Origin of the sequence: Microbacterium sp. (assembly GCF_035554235.1) — a bacterium.
Classification (GTDB): domain Bacteria; phylum Actinomycetota; class Actinomycetes; order Actinomycetales; family Microbacteriaceae; genus Microbacterium.
On the sequence record NZ_DATMIO010000270.1, the window covers coordinates 32,996 to 54,509 of the forward strand.

A 21,514-nucleotide genomic window follows, 5' to 3' on the forward strand; every position below is an offset into this window, starting at 1 on the left:
TCGGGATCAGCTCCCGTACCGGCGGTCACGCGAGGCGAAGTCGCGGATCGCGCGGAGGAAATCGACCTCGCGCAGATCGGGTCCCAGCGCCTCCACGAAGTAGAACTCGCTGTGGGCGCTCTGCCACAGGAGGAAGTCCGACAGGCGCTGCTCCCCCGACGTCCGGATGACGAGATCGGGGTCGGGCTGCCCTCCGGTGTAGAGGTGCTCGCCGATCGTCTCGGGAGTGAGGTTTGCCGCGAGATCCTCGAGCGTTCCTCCGGTCTGCTCGTGCTGCGCGATGATGCTCCGGACCGCGTCGACGATCTCACTGCGTCCGCCGTATCCCACCATCAGATTCACGTGCATTCCCTGATGCCCGCGCGTGCGCTCGTCGGCGGCGGTGAGCACGCGCGCGAGCTCGGGAGGCAGCAGATCCCGGCGCCCGACATGCTGCACGCGCCAGTCCCGTCCCGTCGACAGCTCGTCGGCCAGGTCGGCGATGATCTCGGAGAGATCGGTCAGCTCGCGGGAGTCCCGCTTGCGAAGGTTGTCGTTGGAGAGCAGATAGAGCGATACGACACGGATCCCGACGTCATCGCACCACTCCAGGAACTCACGCATCTTCGCGGCCCCGGCGCGGTGGCCGTGCGCGGCGGTGGAGTATCCGAGCTGCTTGGCCCAGCGGCGATTGCCGTCGATCATCATGGCGACGTGCTTGGGGACGTTGTCCGCCGAGAGGTGGCGTCGCAGCCGGTTGATGTAGAGCCGATAGAGGGGGCCGCGTCCCTCGTTCGATGCGGCTCGGCTCACCCCCCTACGCTACCGCCCCGCGGCCCCGTTCGCCCCTGACATGTGCCGTGGGCGGCATGCCGCAGGGCCTACGCTCGAGGCATGATTCGACGCGCGAAGACACGCAGGCACGACGTGCCGGAACTTCCCCTGCTGGAGGTCGCGGCGATCGATGCCAACGTCGAACCGAAGCCGTCATGGCGCGGCTGGATCCATGCGGGCACGTTCCCCATCGCCATCCTGACGGGCATCGTCCTGATCTTCGCCGCCCAGGGCGCCACGGCGAAGTGGGCGTGCGCCGTGTACATGGCGTCGTCGCTGCTGCTCTTCGGCAACTCGGCGCTCTACCACCGCTTCGACTGGGGCCCCAGGACGCGGGCCGTACTGAAGCGCATCGACCATGCCAACATCCTGCTCCTCATCGCGGGCACCTACACCCCGATCGCGGTGCTCGCGCTGCCCCCGCAGCAGGGGACGCTGCTGCTCGTCGTCGTGTGGTCGGGCGCGCTGCTCGGCATCCTGTTCCGCGTCTTCTGGCTGCACGCGCCGCGCTGGCTCTATGTCGCCCTCTACCTCGCCCTCGGCTGGGCGGCCGTCATGTACCTGCCCGACCTGCTCCGCGCGAATGCGGCGATGATGGTGCTCGTGATCGTCGGAGGTCTGCTCTACACCGGCGGCGCGATCGTCTACGCGGTGAAGAAACCCAACCCCTGGCCGGGCCACTTCGGGTTCCATGAGATCTTCCACGTCTGCACGGTGCTCGCGTTCCTGTGCCACTGGACCGCGTGCCTGCTGATCGCGCTCAACCCGTTCGCACCCTCACTCGGCCTGCCGACCTGACCTGAGCTCACGGACGCGCGGTGTCGTCCCCGGGATCGATGGCCTGATCGTCGGCGTCGGTCGCCGCGGCGGCGGCCTCCGCTTGACGCTGTGCCTTCTGCTCGGCATCCAGCTCGTCGTTGATCTCTTCGCGATACCGGGTGCGGCGAATGCGGCGCATCATGTCGGCCACGAGGAGCACGACGGCGAGTGCGACGAAGGCGATCACGGCGAAACCCCACGGACCCGGGGTGACCAGCACGGGATCGACCGTCGGTGTGGGGGTGGGAGTCGCCGCCGCCGCGGTGAGCGCGGCCTGGACCCCGCCGAATGCGGCGGCGAGTAGGTGCATCGTGTCCTTCGATCCGCGCCGCAGCGCATAGCCTGGATTCCAGCCTAACCACTCGATGGAGACCCCGTGACGACCCAGGAAGAGCTCGACGAGCGCTATGGCCGCGGCCCGCGCCCCGCCCGCCGCCGGGCCTTCTGGATCATCGTCGCGCTTGTGGCCGCGGCATCCGTCGGCGCACTCGCGTGGAGCACGATCGCCGGCTCTGTGCAGCAGGTGGGATACGACGGAACGGGCCACGAGATCGTCGATGACCGCACCGTCACCGTGTCGTTCCAGGTGACGCCGCCGGCGGGCGCCGCCTTCGCGTGCGCCCTCGAAGCACTCGATGAGGACTTCGGCGTCGTGGGCTGGCGCGTGGTCGAGTTCCCGGCGTCCGATGCGAACGCGCGCGCCTTCGTCGAGACGATCCCAACCCTCGCCCGGGCGACCACGGGTTTGGTCCACTCCTGCTGGGTCACGTAGTCTGTTCGGACTGCAATTCATCGACGCCCTGGCGGGAGCCGGGGCGTCTCCGCATATCTGAGGGTGCCCCGCGCGGGCACACCGGCGGCGCGACCGCCGCACCGAACGAAGGAGAACCCCGTGGTAGACGATGCCCCGGTCACGTTCCTCACCCAGGAGGCGTTCGACCGCCTGCATGCCGAACTCGAGCAGCTCTCGACGACCGGCCGCGAAGAGATCGCCGCACGCATTGCGTCCGCTCGTGAAGAGGGCGACCTGAAGGAGAACGGCGGCTATCACGCCGCCAAGGATGAGCAGGGCAAGCAAGAGGCCCGCATCCGCACGCTCCAGCACCTGCTCAAGACGGCGACCGTCAGCGAGGCCCCCGCGAGCCACGGCGTCGTCGAGCCCGGCACGGTGGTGACGGCGATCGTCGCGGGCGGCGAAGAGGTCTTCCTGCTCGGCAATCGCGAGATCGCGGTCGACTCCGAGCTCGACGTCTACAGCGAGGCGAGTCCCCTGGGCGCCGCCATCCTGGGCCTGAAGGAAGGCCAGTCCTCGAGCTACAGCGCGCCCAACGGCAAGCAGATCGGCGTCGAGATCGTCAAGGTCGAGACGTACTCCGGGCAGTAGCCGCGCCGGGGTGGTCGCCGGCGGCGAGCCGACTCAGTCGGCGACGACGCTCGGGGTGAATCCCGCCTCGTGCAGGGTGTCGATCACGAGTGCCCGGTGCTCTTCGCCGCGGGTCTCGACGCTGACCTGCAGCACGACCTCGCTGATCTGCATCCCCTGCCCGTGGCGGGTGTGCATGACCTCGATCACATTCGCGCCCGCTCCGGCGATCAGTTCGGCGACCCGGGCGAGCATGCCGGGCCGGTCGGGCAGCGGGATGCGCAGCGTCATGTAGCGTCCCGACGCCGAGAGCCCGTGCGCGACGACGCGCTGGAGAAGCAGCGGGTCGATGTTGCCGCCCGAGAGCACCGAGATCGTGGGTCCGCTCGCCTGGATCTCGCCGGCGAGCATCGCCGCGACACCGACGGCACCCGCGGGCTCCACGACCTGCTTGGCGCGCTCGAGCAGCACCAGGAGGGCGCGGGCGATGTCGTCCTCGGTGACAGTGACGACGTCGTCGACCAGCTCCCTGATCATCGCGAAGGGCAGGTCTCCCGGCCGGGCGACCGCGATGCCGTCGGCGATCGTGGGACGCGTCTGAACCTGGAGCGGGCGCCCCGCCGCGAGCGAGGACGGATAGGCGGCCGAGTTCTCGGCCTGCACGCCGATGATCCGCACGGTGCGCCCGAGCGCGGCGGCCTTCGCCTTGACCGCGGCGGCGACACCGGCGATGAGCCCTCCCCCGCCGATGCCCATGACGATCGTTTCGACCTCGGGCAGCTGCTCCATGAGCTCGAGGCCGAGGGTGCCCTGGCCGGTGATGATGTCGAGGTGGTCGAACGGGTGGATGAGCACCGCCCCGGTGCGCTCCGCGTACTCGGCGGCGAGCCGGAGGGGCGTCTCGACCGTGGCGCCCTCGAGCACGACCTCGGCACCGTAGCCCCGCGTCGCCAGGAGCTTCGGGACGGGTACGCCGAGGGGCATGAAGATCGTGGCGGGGATGCCGAGCTGCTGCGCCGCGAGCGCCACGCCCTGTGCGTGATTGCCCGCGGAGGCAGCGACCACCCCGCGCGCCCGCTCGGAGGCGGTGAGGCGCGACAGCCGGTGGAACGCGCCGCGGATCTTGAACGATCCGGTGCGCTGCAGGTTCTCGAGCTTCAGGTGGACGGGGACGCCGAGAAGGTCGGTCAGGTGCTGCGACTGGTCGAGCGGGGTGTGCGTGATCACACCCTTCAGACCGGCCGCCGCATCCTCGAACTCTGCGAGCGTCGGCCTCATCGCGTGACTCCCCTGGGTGTGCGTGGAACGGTGCTCCAGATCACGTCGCTGGAGGGCGGTCGCGCTCCCGTGCGCCAGGACCCGGAGGTGAGCGAGACCGCGACGACGTTGACGAACGCGGCGAGCGGCACCGCGAACAGCGCGCCGGGGATGCCGCCGACCATGGCGCCGCCGGCGACCACGAGCACGACGGCGAGCGGGTGCACCTTCACGGCCGACCCCATCAAGAGGGGCTGCAGCACGTGGCCCTCGAGCTGCTGGACGCCGAGGACGACGATCAGCATCCACAGGGCGATCCACGGCCCGTTGTAGACGAGGGCGAGGAACACCGCGAGCGCACCGGTGACCACGGCCCCGACGATCGGCACGAAGGAGCCGAGGAACACGAGGACGGCGATCGGGATCGCCAGCGGAACGCCGAGGAAGAAGGCACCGAGCCCGATGCCGACCGCGTCGATCGACGCGACGAGCAGCTGAGTGCGCGCGAAGTTGACGACCGTGACCCAGCCGTTTCGTGCCGCGCCGTCGACCGCGGGCCGCGCCTCGCGGGGGAAAAGCCGGACGGTCCAGCGCCAGATGCCGCGGCCGTCGGCCAGGATGCACAACAGGATGAAGAGGGAGAGGAGGGCGCCGACTACGACGTGACCGAGGGTCGAGCCGAGCGCGAGAGCGCCCGACCACAGGAGTTCCGCCTGCTCCTGGATGAGCGTCCAGCCCTGCGCCAGCAGATCGTCGATCTCCGCCGCGGAGAGATTGAGGGGGCCACTGATGAGGTACTGCCGGAACTCGTCCATCGCTTCGACGGTGCGGTCCTGCACCGATCCCCACTGACGTGACACCTGCCAGACGATCAGCCACACCAGGCCGCCCACGATCGCGACGGTGCCGAGCACGGCGATCACGATGGCGAGCCACCGCGGCACCCGGTGGCGGAGCATCCAGGTGAAGGCTGGCCACAGCAGGGCGGTGACCAGGATCGCGACGAGCAGCGGGATGACGAGCAGCTTGAGCTGGATGACGAGCCACACGCCGACGCCGATCGCCGCGGCGATCACGAGGAAGCGCCACGCGTAGGCGGTGGCGACGCGGAGCCCGCGGGGCAGTCCGGACGCGACGTCGGGGGTGGTGGTGCGATGGCGCAGATTGTCGAGGAAGCTCGCGCGCGGCTTGTCTTCGGTCACCCGCCTCAGTCTAGGCGCGCGAGCAGGCCCTCCTCGTGGGGTCGAGGCCCAAGGGAGCCGCGCCAGCAAGCCGGGGGGTTGTGGGGCGGAGCCCCACAAAGGCCTTGTCGGATGCCGCAGCTAGGCTGGCCCGCGTGAAAGACACGCTCAGCGCGGCCGAAGCGCGCAGGGTCGCGCTGGCCGCGCAGGGGTTCGGCAGGCCGCGGCCCCGCGTCGTGGGAACCCGCCAGCTCAACCTGACTGCGGCACGCATGGGCGTGACACAGATCGACTCGGTGAACGTCTTCGCGCGGTCTCACTACATGCCGTACTTCGCGAGGCTCGGTTCCTACGACCCGGCGGCACTCGATCGACTCCTGTTCGGTCGGCGGGGCCCCTACGTGGAGTACTGGGCGCACGTCGCCGCGTTCATTCCGATCGAGGACTGGGGTTTGTGGCGCTTCCGCATGGACGATATGCGGGCGAAGTACGGAGGCCCGGACGGCTGGCTCGCCCAGAACGCCGCAACGGTCGAGTGGGTACGCGCCGAGCTCGCCGCACGGGGGCCGCTGCGGCCCGCGCAGATCGAGACCGACGCGCATCGCGGGCGTCGCGGCCCGTGGTGGGACTGGAACGTCGTGAAGGCGGCTCTGGAGTACCTCTTCATGTTCGGCGAGGTCGCGATCGCCGGTCGCCGCGGCTTCGAGCGGCGGTACGGGCTCGCCGAGCACGTCATCCCCGCCGACGTTCTGGAGCGCACGGTGCCCCGCAGCGACGCCATCCGGGAGCTCGTCCGCCGCGCCGCGCGGTCGTACGGCGTCGCGTCGGCCGCCGACCTCGCCGACTACTACCGGCTCCGGGATCGGCCCGCGGTGATGACCGCCGTGCACGAACTGGTCGACCAGGGCGAGCTCCGCCCGGTGCGGGTGGTCGGCTGGGACCGCGGGGCGAGACCGCTCCCCGCCTGGCTGCACACGGATGCCGTCATCCCGAGGGCGCTCGAGACCGCGGCCCTGCTCAGCCCGTTCGATCCGGTGGTGTGGTTCCGCGACCGCGCGGAACGACTCTTCGACTTCGAGTACCGCATCGAGATCTACACCCCGGCGCCCCGGCGGGTCTTCGGCTACTACTCGCTTCCCGTGCTCGTCGGCGATGCCATCGTGGGCCGGATCGACCTCAAGGCCGACAGGGCGTCGTCCACGCTGCTCGTGCAATCGGCGTGGTGGGAGCATTCCGCTCCTCGGGCGGCGGCCGAACGCGTCGCCGACGAGCTGCGCCTCGCGGCGCACTGGCAGGGGCTCGACCGTGTGTCGCTCTCGACGTGGGGCGACGCCGTGCCCGACCTCGCGCGCGTCATGCCCGACGCCGGACGCCACGAGCGTGTCACGACCGAACCCGCCGCAGCGCCCGAAGACGAGGCGCTCGAGGAGGCGTCGTGACGGCGCCCTCGCCCGCGCGGCGCCGGCGCCCGCGAAGGGCCGTCGTGATCGGCGTCCTCGTCGCCGTCATGGCCCTCGTCGGCGCCGCCGCGGCGGTGTGGGCGCTCACCCGCCCGCCGAGCGCCGCGGATGCCGCCGAGAAGTACCTGACAGCACTCAGCGAGGGCGACTTCGAAACCATCTCCGAGATGCGGGAGCCCCTGGCCGACGCCGCGTCGGAAGCCGCTCTCGTCGACGCCTTCGCCGGGGCGACATACGGCTCTGCGCCGCGCGTCGAGCACGAGACGGCGACGAGCGATGCGACCGTTTTCCGTGGGAGCCTCGACCTCGACGGCGAGCGCCGCGACGTCGCGTTCGCCCTCAGCGTGCGCGATGGCCGGTGGATGCTGAGGAACGACTACCTCGCGACCCTCGCTGTGACCACGACCCTCGGGGACTCGGTGTGGGTCGGTGACGCGCTCGTGCCGGCGGGCACGGTGTCTCTGCTTCCGGCTGTATATCCGGTCCACCCGGCGCCGACCGGCATCCTGACCGGCGGATCCGCCGCCGTCGTGACGAACACCGAGGACGTCACGGTGCAAGTGGAGGCGATGCTCGCCGACGACGCCGTCGCGCAGGCTCAGACCCGCCTGGACGTCTACCTCGATCAGTGCACGGTGCCGGCGACCAGCCTGCCGGAGGCATGCGGCATCCGGGTCCCGTGGGCGGCGGATCTCGCGACGCTCGACGGTCTCGCCTACCGTGTCGAGCAGCGGCCGAGCATCAGCCTCTCCCCCACCGATGGCACCTTCGCGGCGACGGGCGGCGTGCTTGTCGCGACGGCTTCGGGCACAACCCGCGACGGCACGGCAGGGAGCTTCACGTACCGGGCGGATGACTGGGCGCTCTACGGCTCCCTGACGTTCACCGGCGACGAGATGCTGCTGGCCGTCCGGTGACGCGGACCATGCCGTGGCGTCGGGTCAGAACTGGACGCGAGGCGGTTCCGAGATCGCGGCGCCGTCGATGACCTCGAAGAACTCCCGCTCCTGGAAGCCGAGGTTGCGGGCGAACAGGTTGTTCGGGAAGATCTTGATCTTCGTGTTCAGCTCGCGCACCCCGCCGTTGTAGAAGCGTCGGGAGGCCTGGATCTTGTCTTCGGTGTCGACGATCGAGTGCTGAAGCTGCAGGAAGTTCTGGCTCGCCTGCAGCTGCGGATAGGCCTCGGCCACCGCGAACAGACTCTTCAGGGCCTGCTGGATGTGTCCCTCGGCCACACCGGCCTCGGCGGGTCCGGTGGCGCTCAACGTCTCGGCGCGTGCGCGCGTGACGTTCTCGAACACCGCCTTCTCGTGGGCGGCGTAGCCCTTCACTGTCTCGATCAGCTGCGGAATCAGATCCGCCCGGCGTTTGAGCTGCACGGTGATGTCGCTCCACGCCTCATCGACGCGGACATTCAGCTGCACGAGCGAGTTGTATGTCGCCCACAGGTAGATGCCGGCGATCACGACCAGCGCGACCACGATCAGAACCGGAATCAACCATTCCCACATATCCACAGAGCCCCCTCATAGTGATCCCCTCATCCTAGCCGGAGCGTCGCGTACGCCCAGGCGATGTTGGGAGCCTTCCCAGGCGCCCCGGAGCGCCGTGCTCACGCGCCGAGCACGCGCTCCAGGTAGCGGTTCTGAAACATGCGCCCCGGGTCGAGGCGGTCGCGGAGGGCGACGAAATCACCGAACCGCGGATAGCGCTCGCGCAGCGCGCCCGCGTCGAGGGTGTGCATCTTGCCCCAGTGCGGTCGCCCGCCGTGGGCGAGCATGATCTGCTCGACCGCCTCGAAGTAGGCCTTCGGATCTTCGCGCCAGTAGCGGTGCACCGCGATGTATGCCGAGGCTCGGCCGTGCGCCGTCGAGAGCCACAGGTCATCGGCGGCCGCGAACCGCACCTCGACCGGGAACGAGATCTTCCAGGCGCGCGCCTCGATGAGCGCCCGCAGCTCTGCGAACGCGGTCTTCACGTTCGCGGCGGGGAGCGCGTACTCCATCTCACGGAAGCGCACGTTTCGGCGCTGGGTGAAGACGCGGGTCGAGGCGTCGGTGTACTCCCGGCCGCCGGTCAGCTTCACCGCGAGGCGGCTGACCGACGGCACGACGACGGGGGCTGCGACACCCGCCGCGCAGACGATCCGGTAGAGCCCGTTGGAGAGCACCGACTCGTCGAGCCACTTGCCGACGCGCGGGAGCGGGGCGCGCACGGCGCTCTCGGCTAGGCGTGTGTTGGTCTTGGTGAGGGCGAGATCGGTGTGCGGGAACCAGTAGAACTCGAAATGATCGGATGCCGAGGCGCGCTCATCGAGCGTCTGGAGAACGTCATCGAGCGATTCCCGCCGGTCGAGCGCGTGCAGCAGGAAGGCGGGCACGCACTGCAGCGTGACATCGACCAGGATGCCGAGGGCACCGAGCCCCAGGGCGACCGCCGGCAGCAGCTCGGCGTTCTGGCTCTCATTCACCGTGAGGATGTCGCCATCCGCCGTCACGAGGGTCGCGCCGACGACCTGCGTGCTGATCCCGCCGAACCGCGCGCCGGTGCCGTGGGTGCCCGTCGAGATCGCTCCCGAAATGGACTGGCGGTCGATGTCGCCGAGGTTGGGCATCGCGAGCCCGTACGGGGCGAGCAGCGCGGGGATGCGGTGCAGGCGGGTGCCGGCGAGCAGGCGCGCCCGCGCCCTTTCCCGGTCGACCTCGACGAGGCCCGCGAGGTCGCTCAGATCGAGCAGGACGCCCGGGGCGACCGCGATCTCGGTGAAGCTGTGGCCGGCGCCGATCGCCTTGAGGCGCATGCCACGGGACCCCGCGGCCTGCACCGCGCGCTGGACCGCCGCTGCGCTCGGAGGGGTTTCCACCCGCTGCGGGCGCACCTTCGCGGTGCGACCCCAGTTCTGCCACTCGCCGCCGGGTCTCACAGGAAGGCCCTTCCCTCGCCGCGGTACGTGGACAGCTCCCCGCGCACCTGGTCGCCATCCACGAGGTGGAACGCGTTCACTCGCTCCGATGCCTCGCCGCTCTTGGCGTGCCGGAACCACACCCGGTCGCCGATTGCAAGCCGGCGCGCGGACTGCCCCTGGAGGGGCGTCTGCACCTCCCCCGCGCCTTCGCGGGCAAGGGTCTTCAGCCCTTCCGGCCACACCGGGAGGGGCTGGCGCGATGCCACGGGCGGCCCCGAGGCGATCCACCCTCCCCCGAGCACGGTCGCGACATCGGGCAGGGGCTTGCGGACCACGTCGAGCCCGAACGCTGCTGCTGGGGCGGGGGCGAACGCTCGATAGCCGTCGAACAGGTGCCCGCCGAACAGACCGCTTCCGGCGGTGACCTCGGTGACCGCGGTGTCGCCTGCCGTGTACTCGAGAGAACCGGTGCCACCGCCGTTGACGAACTCGAGGGGCGCGATGCGGTTCACGCCCTCGACGATCGCGGCGCGGCGGCCGAGCAGTTCGTCGCGGGAGCGGCGCTGCATCCAACGGATGACGGCATCCCCCGACCCGGTGTCATCTCCCTGGCCGGCGATCTGGGCCTCGTACATCATCAGGCCGACGAGCCGGAAGCCCGGCCGGCGGGCCACCGCGCGCGCGAACGCCGACACCTCTTCGGGCGTGTGCAGGGGCGAGCGACGCACGCCGATGTGCCCGAGCCCCGGGGCGCGCCACGACGCATCGGCGTCGATCGCCACGCGGACCTCCGCCCGCGCGCTCGGAGCGGCGATCGCATCCACGAGGTCGAGCTGGGCGAGATCGTCGACCATGAGGGTCACGCGCGATGCGGTGGCGTCGTCGGCGACGAGCCGCGCGAGGGCGGCTCGGTCGGTCGTCGGATACCCGAGGACGATGTCGTCGTGCGTCTCGGCGAGCCAGAGAGCTTCGGCGAGGGTGAACGCCAGGATGCCCCGGTATCCCGGGAGCCGCAGCGCGGCATCCAGCACTTCCCGCACGCGGACCGACTTGCTCGCCACGCGGATCGGGACTCCGCTCGATCGCACCAGCAGATCGAGGGCGTTGAAGCGCAGTGCGTCGAGGTCGATGACGGCGACCGGTGCCGACAGGCCGGCAGCGGCGTCCGAGATCCGCCCCCACCAGCGGGGCGGATCGTCCCATGCGCGTGCGGGAATGGACGGGGCCGGAGCGGTCAGGTCGAGCACGGAGCCCAGCCTAGGGCCGCGCAACGCGATCGAGCCTGCGGCACAACCGGGGCACGGAAGCGCCTCACCCGCAGTCCGCGACCCTCCGCGGCAGGTCACGCCTCACGAACAGCAGGATGGCTCCGAGCAGGAGCAGCAGAGCCCCGATAGCGAGCCACGAACCGTCGAAGTTCGCACCGGTCTGAGCGATGGCCGGCGGCACAATCCCCGGTTCCATGACCATATAGAACGCGTTGGCTCCCACTTCGAGGACGGTGTCCGCGGTCAGGCCGGCGACATCCGTCGCATCCGGGGCGAGGAGCACCAGGGCTAGCAGATGGTCGTAGTTGCCCGATGCCGGACGGAGCGTCGTCGTGCACTCGAGTATTCCGCCCGGCGGGACGGGGCCGACGGGCGTGCAGTCGAGCGAGCCGAGCCCGTCGGTGTCGAGCGTGTCGAGAGTGAGCGGCACGTTGCCGGTGTTCTCGACGACGACCCGCACCAGCGCGGTCCCGCCGTTGGCGACCACCGGTCCGGGCGTCGCCCGGGCGTCCTCGCCGTTGACGGTGACGGTCACGGTCGCGCCGGTCCGCATCCCGAAGTAGTGGGAGAGGTCACTGGCCTGCACCTCTACGACCTCGAGCAGCCCGGCACCACCCGCGCCGACCTCGGAGTCATCGACGGTTCCGGTGACGGTGCCCGTGTTCTCGTACTGGCCGGCGACAGCGACACCGTCGACCACGCAATCCATCGTCGCCGCCGGTGCCAGCGTCGTCGACGGGCAGTCGACCGCGCCGGTCTCGCTGTCGGTGACGACGATCCCGCTGATGGAGGTGTCGCCGTTGTTCACGACCGTGTAGGTCCAGCGCACGGGCGAACCGACCGGGACGTACGGGCCGGGCGCGAGATCGGCATCCACGGTCTGCGTGTCGACGAAGACCTGAAGCTCCGCCTCCCGCTCGCCGAAGCCGTACCCGGTGGCGAACGTGTCGGGGCCCAGCACGATATCGCTGATCGTGTTCTTGCTCGTGTCGCCACCCTCGGTTCCGGCCACCACGGCGCCGTCGGCCCAGTTGTCGGGCTGCGTCTGGACCAGCGTGTAGGTTCCGGGCACGAGATCGGCGAACACAAATGAGCCATCCGCATTGGTGAGCGTGGTCCTGCCCGCGGCGCCGCTCAGCGTGATCTCCGCGGCGGCGATCGGCGTCTCAGTGGCGTCGAACGCCCCGTCGTCGTTCGCATCGTGCCACACGACGCCCGAGATGGCGGCGAGCGCGATCTCGGAGAACAGGTAGCCGGTCGCATCGCTGTCCAGGAGGATGCCGGTCACCTCATCCACGCCCGCGGTTCCGCCCGCGGTTCCCGCAACGGACGCGCCGTTCGCGTAACCCGCCGGCTGCGTCTCCTCGACGCCGTAGGTGAGGCCGGGCTCGAGGCCGGTGAACTCCCACGATCCGTCCGCCAGCGTCACTGTCGTGTCGAGCGTGACGGCGCCCGTCGCGTCGACGAGGTCGATGGTCACGCCCGCAATGCCCGGCTCGCCCGGATCCTGCGCGCCGTTGCCGTTGAGGTCGGAGAACACGAGTCCTGCGAGCGAAACGCCCGTGCGCTCACCGAACAGGTACCCGGTCGCGGCCGTGCCGGACTCGAGCAGGATGCCACTCACCGAGTCATTGGCGAGTGTTCCCCCGGCGTCGCCCTGGGTGTCGATCCCGTCGAAGTACGCACTCGGCTGGGTCTCGGTCACGGTGTAGGTGCCGGGCCTCAGGCCGGCGAACGCGTAGGTGCCGTTGGACAGGGTCAGGACCGTGGCGGATGCCGCAGCGCCGAAGTCATCCGTGCCGGTCAGTGTGAGCTCGACACCCGCGATCCCGGCCTCGCCGGGTTGCTGTGCGCCGTCGTTGTCGTCGTCCTCGAAGACCAGACCAGCGAGGCTCGCCGGCAGCACGTCGCCGAAGAGGTTGCCGGTTGCGGCAACGCCAACCCCGACGGTGATGTCCGAGATGGTCTTCGAGCCGGGGGCGGAGTTGTCCACGATGCCTCCGGCCCCTCCGGCCGTCTCCTTGCCGTCGAGATACCCAGCCGGGTCGGTCTCCGACAGGGTGTACGTGCCAGGGCGCACCTGCACGAACTCGTACGAGCCGTCGACTCCGGTCTGGAGCGTCTCCGAGACTGCCGCGCCGAGGTCGTCGACGCCATCGAGGTCGACGACGACATCCGCGAGACCGGGTTCACCGGCGTCCTGCACGCCGTTGCCGTCGATGTCGTTGTAGACGACACCGGAGACAGTCGCCGGCGGGATCTCGCCGAATGAGTAGGTCCGGGTCTCGGTCAGCGGGTCGCCATCGAGGTCGATGTCGCTGATCGTGTCGCCCGACACGTCGCCGTCGGCGCCGTTCGTCGCCGTCATGCCCTGCAGGTATGTGCCCGGCTGATCCTCGCTCAGCGAGTACGTGCCCACCCGCAGCGCGGTGAACGTGAACGACCCGTCGGCGAGCGTCTGCCGCGTCTGCGCGACGGGGCCGAGATCGTCGGTGCCGCTGAGGTCGATCGTGACGTTCGGGATGCCCGGTTCGCCGGGATCCTGCACGCCGTCGTTGTCGTCATCGACATACACCACGCCCGCGACCACCTCGGGGACGAGCTCGCCGAACAGGTAGCCGATCCCGTTCTCGGCCACCTCCAGCGCGATCCCCGTGATGGTGTTCGTGCCGGGCGCGCCCGCCGTGCCGCCGGCGGTGCCGGACGTGTTCTTGCCCGCGAGGGTGGCCGGGAGCTGCGTCTTGACGAGGTCGTAGGTTCCCGGTCGCACGTCGTCGAACCCGTACGTGCCGTCGCCCGCGGTCACGGTCGAGCGGTTGACCGAGCTGCCGAGGTCATCCGTGCCCGTGAGCGTCACGGTGACGCCGCCGTTGCCGCTCTCGTCGGCGTCCAGGACGCCGTCGTTGTCATCGTCGTCGTACACGGTGCCGCTGAGCGACTGGGACGCGAAACCGACGTTGCGCAGATTCACGGTGCTGTCGAGACCGAGCACGACCGGGAAGGCCCCGTCGGGGCCCGCGGTGCCGCTCTCGGGGTCGTAGGTCAGCGCGTACCCGGGATTGATCGCGCGGACGTCCGCCTGGTCGACGGTCACCGTGTAGTTGCCGGCACGCAGGTTCGGCAACACGTAGAACCCGTCGGCATCCGTCTGCACCGTGAGGTTCACGGCACTGCCGTCGTTCGCCGTGCCGGTGAGCACGACATCGACGCCGTCGAGACGCGTCGCCTCCGCGCCGTCGATCACGCCGTCGGCGTTCGGGTCCTCCCAGATGGTTCCGGTGATCTCCGAGCCGACGACCGTGAACGACGCGGGCGACACGGTGACCAGCGTGGTCAGGCCGATGGCCTGGGCCTGCGCACCGTTCGTGTACACGTCGCCGTCGGCGTTGCCGCTCGTGGTCACGCCGATCCGCACCGTGCGCTCGGCGAGCGAGGCGAGCGATCCGGAGATCGTGCGGAACGCGGTTGCCGCAGCGAGGGTCGCCGGGCATCCGGGGTCGCCGATGTCGACGAGCAGGCACCACTGGGTAGAGCCCCCCTGCAGGTTGCTCGCCGCATACGGGTCGGTGGCGATGGATGCCGGAGCCGCCGCGGTCACGTAGAAGGTCGTGCCCGCGCGTGGCGGGAACGGCCCTCCCGCATTCGTGGGCAGCGCGTTCGGCGACACGGAGAGTGCGTCGTTCGTGGTGAGGTTCGCGAGCCCGATCGTGCCGGAGAAGTCCGACGCAGGCGTCATGGTGTCGCCGTTGTACGGGAGCACGTCGACGATGTCCACACCGCCGAGCGCGTTGCTCGTCGTGTTCTTGATCGTCATGTTCCAGCCGACCTGCGCCCCGGAGACGCCGTCGGTCGAGTTCGGTTCGACCTGCAGCGACAGCGCGGTCTTCGCGGCGCCGAGCTCGAGGAACGCGTTGCCGATGACCAGCGCCGCGTAGTGGAACCTGGCTTGCTGGCCCTGGCTGACGCATCCTGCGTAATTCGCTGGCGGCGCGATCCTCACCGTCGTCTGCACGGGCACGCTCGGCGTCGGCGGCACGGTGACGTTCACGTGATTGGCGCACGACGAGATCCTCGGATCGAGCAGTGTGCCGTCCGGCGCGACCGCCTCAACCTGGGCGATGTTGTAGTTCGTCGCCGGGGTGGGAGCGAGCGGGTCGGCGCTGGCCTTGAACGTGATGTTCGGCAGGACGACGTTGACGTTCGTCGTGCCCTGCACGAGACCGAGATCCCACACGAGCACCGTCGAGCCGTCGTTCTGCGGCAGCACCGCACTCGGTGCCTTGATGACGGAGTTCACCGTCGAGGAGCCGACCACGTAGCGCATACCGACGGGAAGGAAGTCGTACACCCGCACGAGTTGCTGGGTGGCGACATCCTCGCCGACCCGGATCCGTGGGGAGATCGTATAGGTCGCGGTGTCGAGCCCGGGCGCACCAGCCTGCACGTTTCCGGGGCTCACCGACTTGACCACCGATACTGCGATGCCGAGGGTTCCGGAGATGGCCGGGGCCGCGACCGCGGACTTCGACCAGTCCGGGATGGCAGCGGGCAGCTGCGGGTAGTTGTAGGCGGCGACATCCCGGATCGGCGTCGTCGCGGGCAGCGTCTCCCCCGCCTCGGTCGTCGAGTCGCGGAACACCGTCCTCGTCTCGAACCGGAGCTTGGCCCCGACGAGCGTGCCCGGCAGCACCGGACCGCCGATGAAGGTGATGCGCACCCGGTTGATGACGTCGAACGGGTCGGTCAGTCCGCGCGCGGTCGCGTACGCGAGAATCGCGGGATCGTTCGGGTTGCTGTGCCATCCCGTGGCGTTCCCGCCATCCGAGCAGTCGGCGGCGGTCAACGAAGCAGCGGATTGCGGTGTCGGCGTCGGGATGCCCCCCTCGAGGTCCCCCGCCGCGAACTCCACGATGTAGGAGGCCGGGTCGATCGCGAAGTTGTTGGTGTTGTTGTAGCCGGCCGCGGGGTCATAGGGCGGCGCGAGGATCGGGTCGCCGGCCGGACCGCGCGTCACACCAACGGCGTACGCGCCAGACGTGAATGGCACGAGGCGCGCCACGGTGCTGTCGAAGATGTCGCAGATCTGCACGGGATCCTGGGCGACGGTGCCCGTGTTGGAGAAGTGCAGCGCGGTCTGGAACTTTGTGGCGCGGTTCAGCGCACTGACGCCAGAGCCGGTGTAGTTCGACGCGGGATTCGCGGCGTCGGCGATCGCCCCCTTCGTGAGGCTCCGGTTGTCCTGGTTGATGATGGTGCCGCTCGTGCGCGAGTTGTCGCCCGTCGGCTCGAGTGCCGCGAGGTAGTTGCTCACCCCGAAGATGTCGACCGGGTCGGGGCTGAACCCGCCGGTGCTGAGCGTGACGGTCGAGTTTCCCGCCGGCACGGATGTCGCCGGGATCCACAGCATGATCCAGGCATGCGCGAACCCGGTCGTGCTGGCCGGTGGGTTGGTCCAGCTCATCTGGATCGCGGTGTTGGCTCCCCCGGGCTGGCTGCAGAGGAAGTTCGCATCGGCGATCGACGACAGCTGGTTGGTGATGGGCACCGCGGTGTTCACGTACCCGGGATTCGCCACCACCGACGCGGCCGACTGGCGGCCGCAGCCGTTGCCGTAGTTGCCCCAGTTCAGCAGGCGGGTGCCGACCGGCATCGCCGCGGTGTTCTCGATCCAGGTGACGGGGCCCTGCAGCGGAGAGTAGCCTCCCACTCTTCCGGGCTGCACGCCGGTCGTGCTCGGCACCGCGAATCCCGCCTCACCGGTCGGGGAGTTGTAGGCGAACGGCGCAGGGAGGACGTTGCGCGACATGGTCTTGTTCAGGTTCCAGAAGGGCGCGTTCGATGACGTGAACGTGGCACCGCCCGTGCTCGCGACCGGCGCGCTGCCGTTGGAGTCGATCGTCGCCTGCACGGTGAAGGTGAAGCCGTCCTGAGCGGCCGGCGCCATCTGCAGGTTCGCCGTCACCGAGCCGTCGGTCGCGCCCGCCGGGGATGCGATCACGCAGTTGAGGGTGCGGTTCGCGTTCGTGCGCGTCGACCCACTGGCGCAGGCCGCCGGGATGGAGGTCCACACGGCCGCGGGGTTCGCACCGAACAGCGGCAGCGTCGAGGTCAGCACGACGCCGGTATCGGCGGCATCGATTGAGAAGTCGAAGCGAACGTTCGCGTTGTCGCCGGTGCGGACGATCTGGTCGATGGCGAGCGTGGACGTGTCGTACCCCGCGCAGTGGCTGTCCGGAGTGGGCGTACCCTGGGTCGGACAGGTCGAAGCGGCGTCGGCACTGCCGCCCGAGCTCGAACGCGTGGCGGAGAGCGTCAGGGTGGCCGCGCTGGCAGACGTGGCCGGAGCGACGATCAGCGCCGCGACGAGGAGAAGCGCCGTGAGCGCTGCCGCGAACGTCCTGACGATCTCCCACCGTGCCGGCTGCATCATCGTCGGTGCGCATCCCCTCGTCCACAGCAATGAGGATGCTCGACTGATACCCCCCGAGGGGAGTATGGCAGTGCGCCGATAGCGGAGGCAACTTCGGGACCTCAACCACTACGGCGAAGCCGGTGAGCGTGGTACCCGTACCCCCGCCGGGATTCGAACCCGGACTGGAGCGAGTTTAAGTCGCCTGCCTCTGCCGGTTGGGCTACGGGGGCCCCGACCTATCCGGCCGCCGCTCTGACCTTCGCCGGCTCTGCCTTCGGCGCCTCGGCGGGCGCGGGGGCGACGGCGGCCTGCGCGGGACGCGGACGCGCCGCGAACTCCTCGAAGACATAGCGGGGATCCTGCACCGCCTGCAGGCTCACGATGTCCCGGCCGAGCCAGAGGTTGTTCCACCAGCCCCACAGCACGCGGAACTTGCGCTCCCAAGACGGCATGGCGAGGCCGTGATAGCCGCGGTGTGCGACCCAGGCCACGATGCCCTTGAGGGCGAGCCTTCCCGATTGGAAGACGCCGTTGTAGAGACCCAGGCCCGCGACGGCACCCATGTTCTTGTGGACGTACTCGCGGGGCAGCTCGCCACGCAGGACGGCGGTGAGGTTCTTCGCGAGCAGCTTGGCCTGGCGGACGGCGTGCTGCGCGTTCGGCACGCAGTAGCCGCCCACGCCGCCGCCGGAGAGGTCGGGAACCGCCGAGACGTCGCCGGCCGCCCACGCGCCCTCGACGACCTCGTCGTCGGATCCGACGCGCAGGTCGGCCCGGGTGCGGATGCGGCCGCGCTCCTCCACGGGGAGGTCCCCACCGCGGACCACGGTGGGGTTGGCCATGACGCCGGCGGTCCAGATGATCAGGTCGGTCGGGATGACCTCGCCCGTGGAGAGCTCGATGTTGCCGCCGACCGCGCCCGTCACCTGCGTGTCGAGGTGGATGAAGGCGCCGCGCTTGGCGAGGTCCTTGAGCACCCATTCGCTCGTCTTCAGGGACACCTCGGGCATGATGCGCCCCATGGCCTCGATCAGGTGGAAGTGCGTGTCTTCGAACGTGACCTGCGGGTAGCTCTTGATGAGCGCCGAGGCGAACGAGCGCAGCTCGGCGAAGACCTCGATGCCGGCGAATCCACCGCCGACCACGACGACCGTCAGGAGGCGGTCGCGCTCCGGTCCGGGAGGCAGCAGGGCGGCCTTGTCGAAGTTGGTGAGGATGCGGTCGCGGATCGCGACGGCCTCCTCGATCGTCTTGAGCCCGATCGCATTGTCGGCGATGCCGGGGATCGGGAACGTGCGGGAGACCGCTCCGGCGGTGACCACGATCTGGTCGTACTCCTGCTGCCAGGAATCGCCGTCGTTCGTCGTGATCGTCGCGGTCTTGTGGGCGTGATCGATCCCGGTGACCTTCGCGGTGATGATCGTCGTGCGCTTGAGGTGGCGGCGCAGGGCCACCACCGAGTGGCGTGCCTCGATCGAACCGGCGGCCACTTCGGGAAGGAAGGGCTGGTAGGTCATGTAGGGCAGGGGGTCGACGATCGTGACCTCTGCTTCGCCCTTGCGAAGGTGCTTCTCGAGCTTCCACGCGGTGTAGAAGCCGGCATAGCCGCCGCCGACGATAAGGATCTTGGGCACGGGGATGCTACTCCTTGGGGGACTCTTGGCTCGGCGTGCGCGGGGCGCGCGCCATTCGAATGCGCCGGGCAGCAGCGGTGACGCCGAGCCCGATAAGGATAGCAGGGACGGTGAGAGCCAGAAGCGGCAGCGTCCCGTAGCGCACGGTGTTCTCGGACGGCAGCAGCGCCGACGGCTCCTCCTCCGGACCGCCCGGATCCGGGAGCGGGGGAATCTCGACCGGCGCGGTCGACGCGTCGGGCTGCGGGGTCGACTCCGCCCGGCGATAGAGCCGGATCCATTCGGCGAGACTGCCCATCGGGTTCTCGTCGACGAGCGCGACCTCGGCGGTCACGGCGGCCGCGGCATCCACGAGCCCGTAGCCGTAGATCGGATCGCGATCCTGCGTCGCGCCGGCGGCGGGGCGGGCCGTCTCGATGATGCGGTTGATGACGTTGTCCGCATCGAGCGACGGATGGGCGGCCCGCACGAGCGCGGCGATGCCCGCCACGATCGGCGCGGCCCCGCTGGTCCCGCTCCAGGTGACGAGGCGTCCGTCGGCGGAGACGCCGAGAAGCTGCTCGCTCGGTGCCGACACCCCGATGACGATTCCCTGCGTGGATGCCTCGACGCTGGCCGCCCCGGTGGGGTCGACACCGGCGACCGTGAGCACGCCGGGGATCGTGGCCGGTGCCCCGACCGCCGTCGTTCCGCTTCCCCGGTTGCCCGCCGCCACGACCACGACGACGTCGTGGTCGAAGGCGTACAGGAAGGCATCGTCCCAGCTCTCGTCCCAGTCCAGGGTGTTCGTCGTGAGCGACAGGTTGATCACGTCGGCGCCGTTGTCGACGGCCCACACGACGGCATCCGCGATCTGCTCGCTGAAATCCACCGATGCCGACGCACCGAACCCCACGGAGATCGACAACAGGTCCGCTTCGGGCGCGACCCCGATCATCCCGCCGCCTGCCCCGTTGCCGCGCCCGGAGGCCAGCGAGGCCACCCAGCTGCCGTGGCTTCGGTCGACCGCGCCGATCGGCGTGCGGCCGTCGGAGCTTCCGACCCCCGAGACGTCGGTGCCGCCGACCACGGCACCCTCGAACTCGATGGGTCCCTTCGCGATCCCCGTGTCGATCACCGCGATGCGGACGCCGGCGCCGCGCGTCGTCTGCCATGCCTGGCGCACACCGTACGAGTCGAGCCAGTACTCGGCCTTTCGGACCGGGTCGTTGGGGTCCTCGGGAACGAGGGGCGGCGGCGCGGCCGCGGTCAGCGCGATCATCGCGAGGGCCGCCATCGCCACGACCCGCAGCGCCCGCGCGGCGCCCCTCATCCGCCGGTCCCGGGGTCGGCGCACTCGCAGCGCTGCGGCGACCAGGCGCCGCGGGCGAGCGCGGCATCGCCGATCGGATTGACTCCGGGGCCGGCCGCCAGGGCGTGGCCGGCGAGCGCGTGCAGGCACTTCACCCGCGTCGGCATTCCCCCGGCCGAGATCCCGTCGATCTCGGGGACGTCGCCGAACGGCGCGCGGTCGCGGAGGTAGGCCTCGTGTGCGCGGGCGTATGCCGCGCGAAGCTCGTCGTCTGCTTCGAGCCCGGCGTTGAACTCGTTCATCACCTGGGTGGCCTCGAGTGCCGACATCGCCGCGGTCGCGCCGGGGTGGGTGAGGTAATAGAACGTGGGGAACGGCGTGCCATCCGGGAGGCCCGGTGAGGTCGCGACGACGGTGGGGTTGCCGCACACACAACGCGCCGCGATGCCCACGACGCCGCGCGCGGGGCGTCCGAGCTGTGCGGAGACCACGTCGATGTCACGTGCGCTCGGGGGCGCGAAGGAGGCGGTCGTCACCTCCCCAGGTTACCCGCGCCGCGCGGGATGAGCCGCTGGATCAGCCGCCGGGCGCTGAGCTGGGGACGGGATCCGGCACCCCGATGGTCGGGGGCTTGATGACCTCTGCCACCCCCGCCGAGGTCACCGATCGCACGAACTGCGACATCCAGTCGGTGCGCGTCTCTGCCACCTCGTCGCTCACCGGCTCCGGCTCCTGAGGCAGCAGTGCCGCCTCGAGGTCGTTGTCGACGAGGTACGCGACCTCACCCGGTCGCACGTAGTAGAGCCGCTCACGGGCCTGGGTCGTGATGTACGCGGGATCCCGCCACCGCTCGCTCTCGGCCTCGAGTGCGGCGACCTCTTCGCGACTGGCCACGACGGCCTGCTCGAGCGCGTCGATCCGCTGACGCTGGTCGAGGTACGTCCCGAGCGTGGGCACGAGCACGAAGGCCGCGAGAACGACCAGACCGAGCATGATGACCATGAACCCGGAGAGACGGATGCCGCCGAGCCAGTCGCGCACGTCCACCTGACGTCGCGCGGTCGTCGCGCGTCGGAAACGAGCGGGGGGAGCCGTCGTCTTCGCCACGGCT

General features: G+C 70.1%; 17 protein-coding genes and 1 tRNA gene. 5 read left to right on the forward strand and 13 right to left on the reverse strand.

All coding sequences use genetic code 11. The annotated features are described in order from the left end of the window. Window positions 1-6: 6 nt before the first annotated feature. Entirely contained in the window at window positions 7-792 is a 786-nt protein-coding gene (locus tag VNT50_RS13715; RefSeq protein ID WP_325485667.1) for an isoprenyl transferase, read from the reverse strand. A gap of 81 nt (window positions 793-873) precedes the next feature. Here VNT50_RS13715 and trhA point away from each other — a divergent pair, with 81 nt between their 5' ends. Beyond that, window positions 874-1,611 carry a PAQR family membrane homeostasis protein TrhA gene (gene trhA, locus VNT50_RS13720; RefSeq protein ID WP_325485668.1) on the forward strand — a complete coding sequence of 246 codons (738 nt, stop codon included), beginning with the start codon at window positions 874-876 and terminating at the stop codon, window positions 1,609-1,611. A gap of 7 nt (window positions 1,612-1,618) precedes the next feature. Here trhA and VNT50_RS13725 read toward each other — a convergent pair whose 3' ends face one another. Then, window positions 1,619-1,942, reverse strand: coding sequence for a hypothetical protein (locus VNT50_RS13725; RefSeq protein ID WP_325485669.1), 324 nt, complete (start codon window positions 1,940-1,942; stop codon window positions 1,619-1,621). 66 nt (window positions 1,943-2,008) lie between these two features. On the opposite strand from VNT50_RS13725, the gene VNT50_RS13730 reads away from it, so the two are divergent. Both VNT50_RS13730 and greA read left to right on the forward strand, forming a co-directional pair. After that, window positions 2,009-2,404, forward strand: a complete 396-nt coding sequence (locus VNT50_RS13730; protein ID WP_325485670.1) for a DUF4307 domain-containing protein — start codon at window positions 2,009-2,011, stop codon at window positions 2,402-2,404. Window positions 2,405-2,524: 120 nt separating this feature from the next. Then, complete coding sequence (gene greA / locus VNT50_RS13735) at window positions 2,525-3,016, forward strand: transcription elongation factor GreA (protein ID WP_325485671.1); 492 nt, start codon at window positions 2,525-2,527, stop codon at window positions 3,014-3,016. A 33-nt stretch (window positions 3,017-3,049) separates the two neighbouring features. On the opposite strand, the gene ilvA is transcribed toward greA, so the two are convergent. Both ilvA and VNT50_RS13745 read right to left on the reverse strand, forming a co-directional pair. After that, the gene (ilvA, locus tag VNT50_RS13740; protein ID WP_325485672.1) at window positions 3,050-4,273 is read right to left on the reverse strand and encodes a threonine ammonia-lyase; all 1,224 of its coding nucleotides are present in this window, start codon (window positions 4,271-4,273) and stop codon (window positions 3,050-3,052) included. Further along, a complete protein-coding gene (locus VNT50_RS13745) occupies window positions 4,270-5,454 on the reverse strand; it encodes an AI-2E family transporter (RefSeq protein ID WP_325485673.1) in 1,185 nt (394 codons plus the stop codon). The genes ilvA and VNT50_RS13745 overlap by 4 nt, the downstream gene beginning before the upstream one ends. 134 nt (window positions 5,455-5,588) lie before the next feature. On the opposite strand from VNT50_RS13745, the gene VNT50_RS13750 reads away from it, so the two are divergent. Both VNT50_RS13750 and VNT50_RS13755 read left to right on the forward strand, forming a co-directional pair. Beyond that, entirely contained in the window at window positions 5,589-6,872 is a 1,284-nt protein-coding gene (locus VNT50_RS13750; protein ID WP_325485674.1) for a winged helix-turn-helix domain-containing protein, read from the forward strand. Further along, window positions 6,869-7,810 (forward strand): hypothetical protein, encoded by a 942-nt coding sequence (locus VNT50_RS13755; protein WP_325485675.1) that lies wholly within the window; start codon window positions 6,869-6,871, stop codon window positions 7,808-7,810. The genes VNT50_RS13750 and VNT50_RS13755 overlap by 4 nt, the downstream gene beginning before the upstream one ends. Before the next feature lie 24 nt (window positions 7,811-7,834). On the opposite strand, the gene VNT50_RS13760 is transcribed toward VNT50_RS13755, so the two are convergent. The 9 genes from VNT50_RS13760 to VNT50_RS13800 form a co-directional block, all read right to left on the reverse strand. Next, window positions 7,835-8,404, reverse strand: coding sequence for a LemA family protein (locus VNT50_RS13760; RefSeq protein WP_325485693.1), 570 nt, complete (start codon window positions 8,402-8,404; stop codon window positions 7,835-7,837). A 101-nt stretch (window positions 8,405-8,505) separates the two neighbouring features. Then, complete coding sequence (locus VNT50_RS13765; protein ID WP_325485676.1) at window positions 8,506-9,816, reverse strand: D-arabinono-1,4-lactone oxidase; 1,311 nt, start codon at window positions 9,814-9,816, stop codon at window positions 8,506-8,508. Then, complete coding sequence (locus VNT50_RS13770) at window positions 9,813-11,054, reverse strand: alanine racemase (RefSeq protein ID WP_414683974.1); 1,242 nt, start codon at window positions 11,052-11,054, stop codon at window positions 9,813-9,815. The genes VNT50_RS13765 and VNT50_RS13770 overlap by 4 nt, the downstream gene beginning before the upstream one ends. Before the next feature lie 55 nt (window positions 11,055-11,109). Then, a complete protein-coding gene (locus VNT50_RS13775; RefSeq protein WP_325485678.1) occupies window positions 11,110-17,496 on the reverse strand; it encodes an SdrD B-like domain-containing protein in 6,387 nt (2,128 codons plus the stop codon). A 138-nt stretch (window positions 17,497-17,634) separates the two neighbouring features. Continuing rightward, window positions 17,635-17,708 (reverse strand) — tRNA-Leu (locus VNT50_RS13780). Between the two features lie 6 nt (window positions 17,709-17,714). Then, window positions 17,715-19,112, reverse strand: coding sequence for an NAD(P)/FAD-dependent oxidoreductase (locus VNT50_RS13785; protein ID WP_325485679.1), 1,398 nt, complete (start codon window positions 19,110-19,112; stop codon window positions 17,715-17,717). A 7-nt stretch (window positions 19,113-19,119) separates the two neighbouring features. Then, on the reverse strand, window positions 19,120-20,424 hold the full coding sequence (locus VNT50_RS13790; protein WP_414683972.1) for a S8 family peptidase: 1,305 nt from the start codon (window positions 20,422-20,424) through the stop codon (window positions 19,120-19,122). After that, window positions 20,421-20,939: a DUF501 domain-containing protein gene (locus VNT50_RS13795; RefSeq protein WP_325485680.1), complete on the reverse strand. Its 519-nt coding sequence runs from the start codon at window positions 20,937-20,939 to the stop codon at window positions 20,421-20,423. Before VNT50_RS13795 ends, VNT50_RS13790 begins: the two co-directional genes overlap by 4 nt. Before the next feature lie 40 nt (window positions 20,940-20,979). Next, window positions 20,980-21,510, reverse strand: a complete 531-nt coding sequence (locus VNT50_RS13800; RefSeq protein WP_325485681.1) for an FtsB family cell division protein — start codon at window positions 21,508-21,510, stop codon at window positions 20,980-20,982. Window positions 21,511-21,514 lie beyond the last annotated feature (4 nt).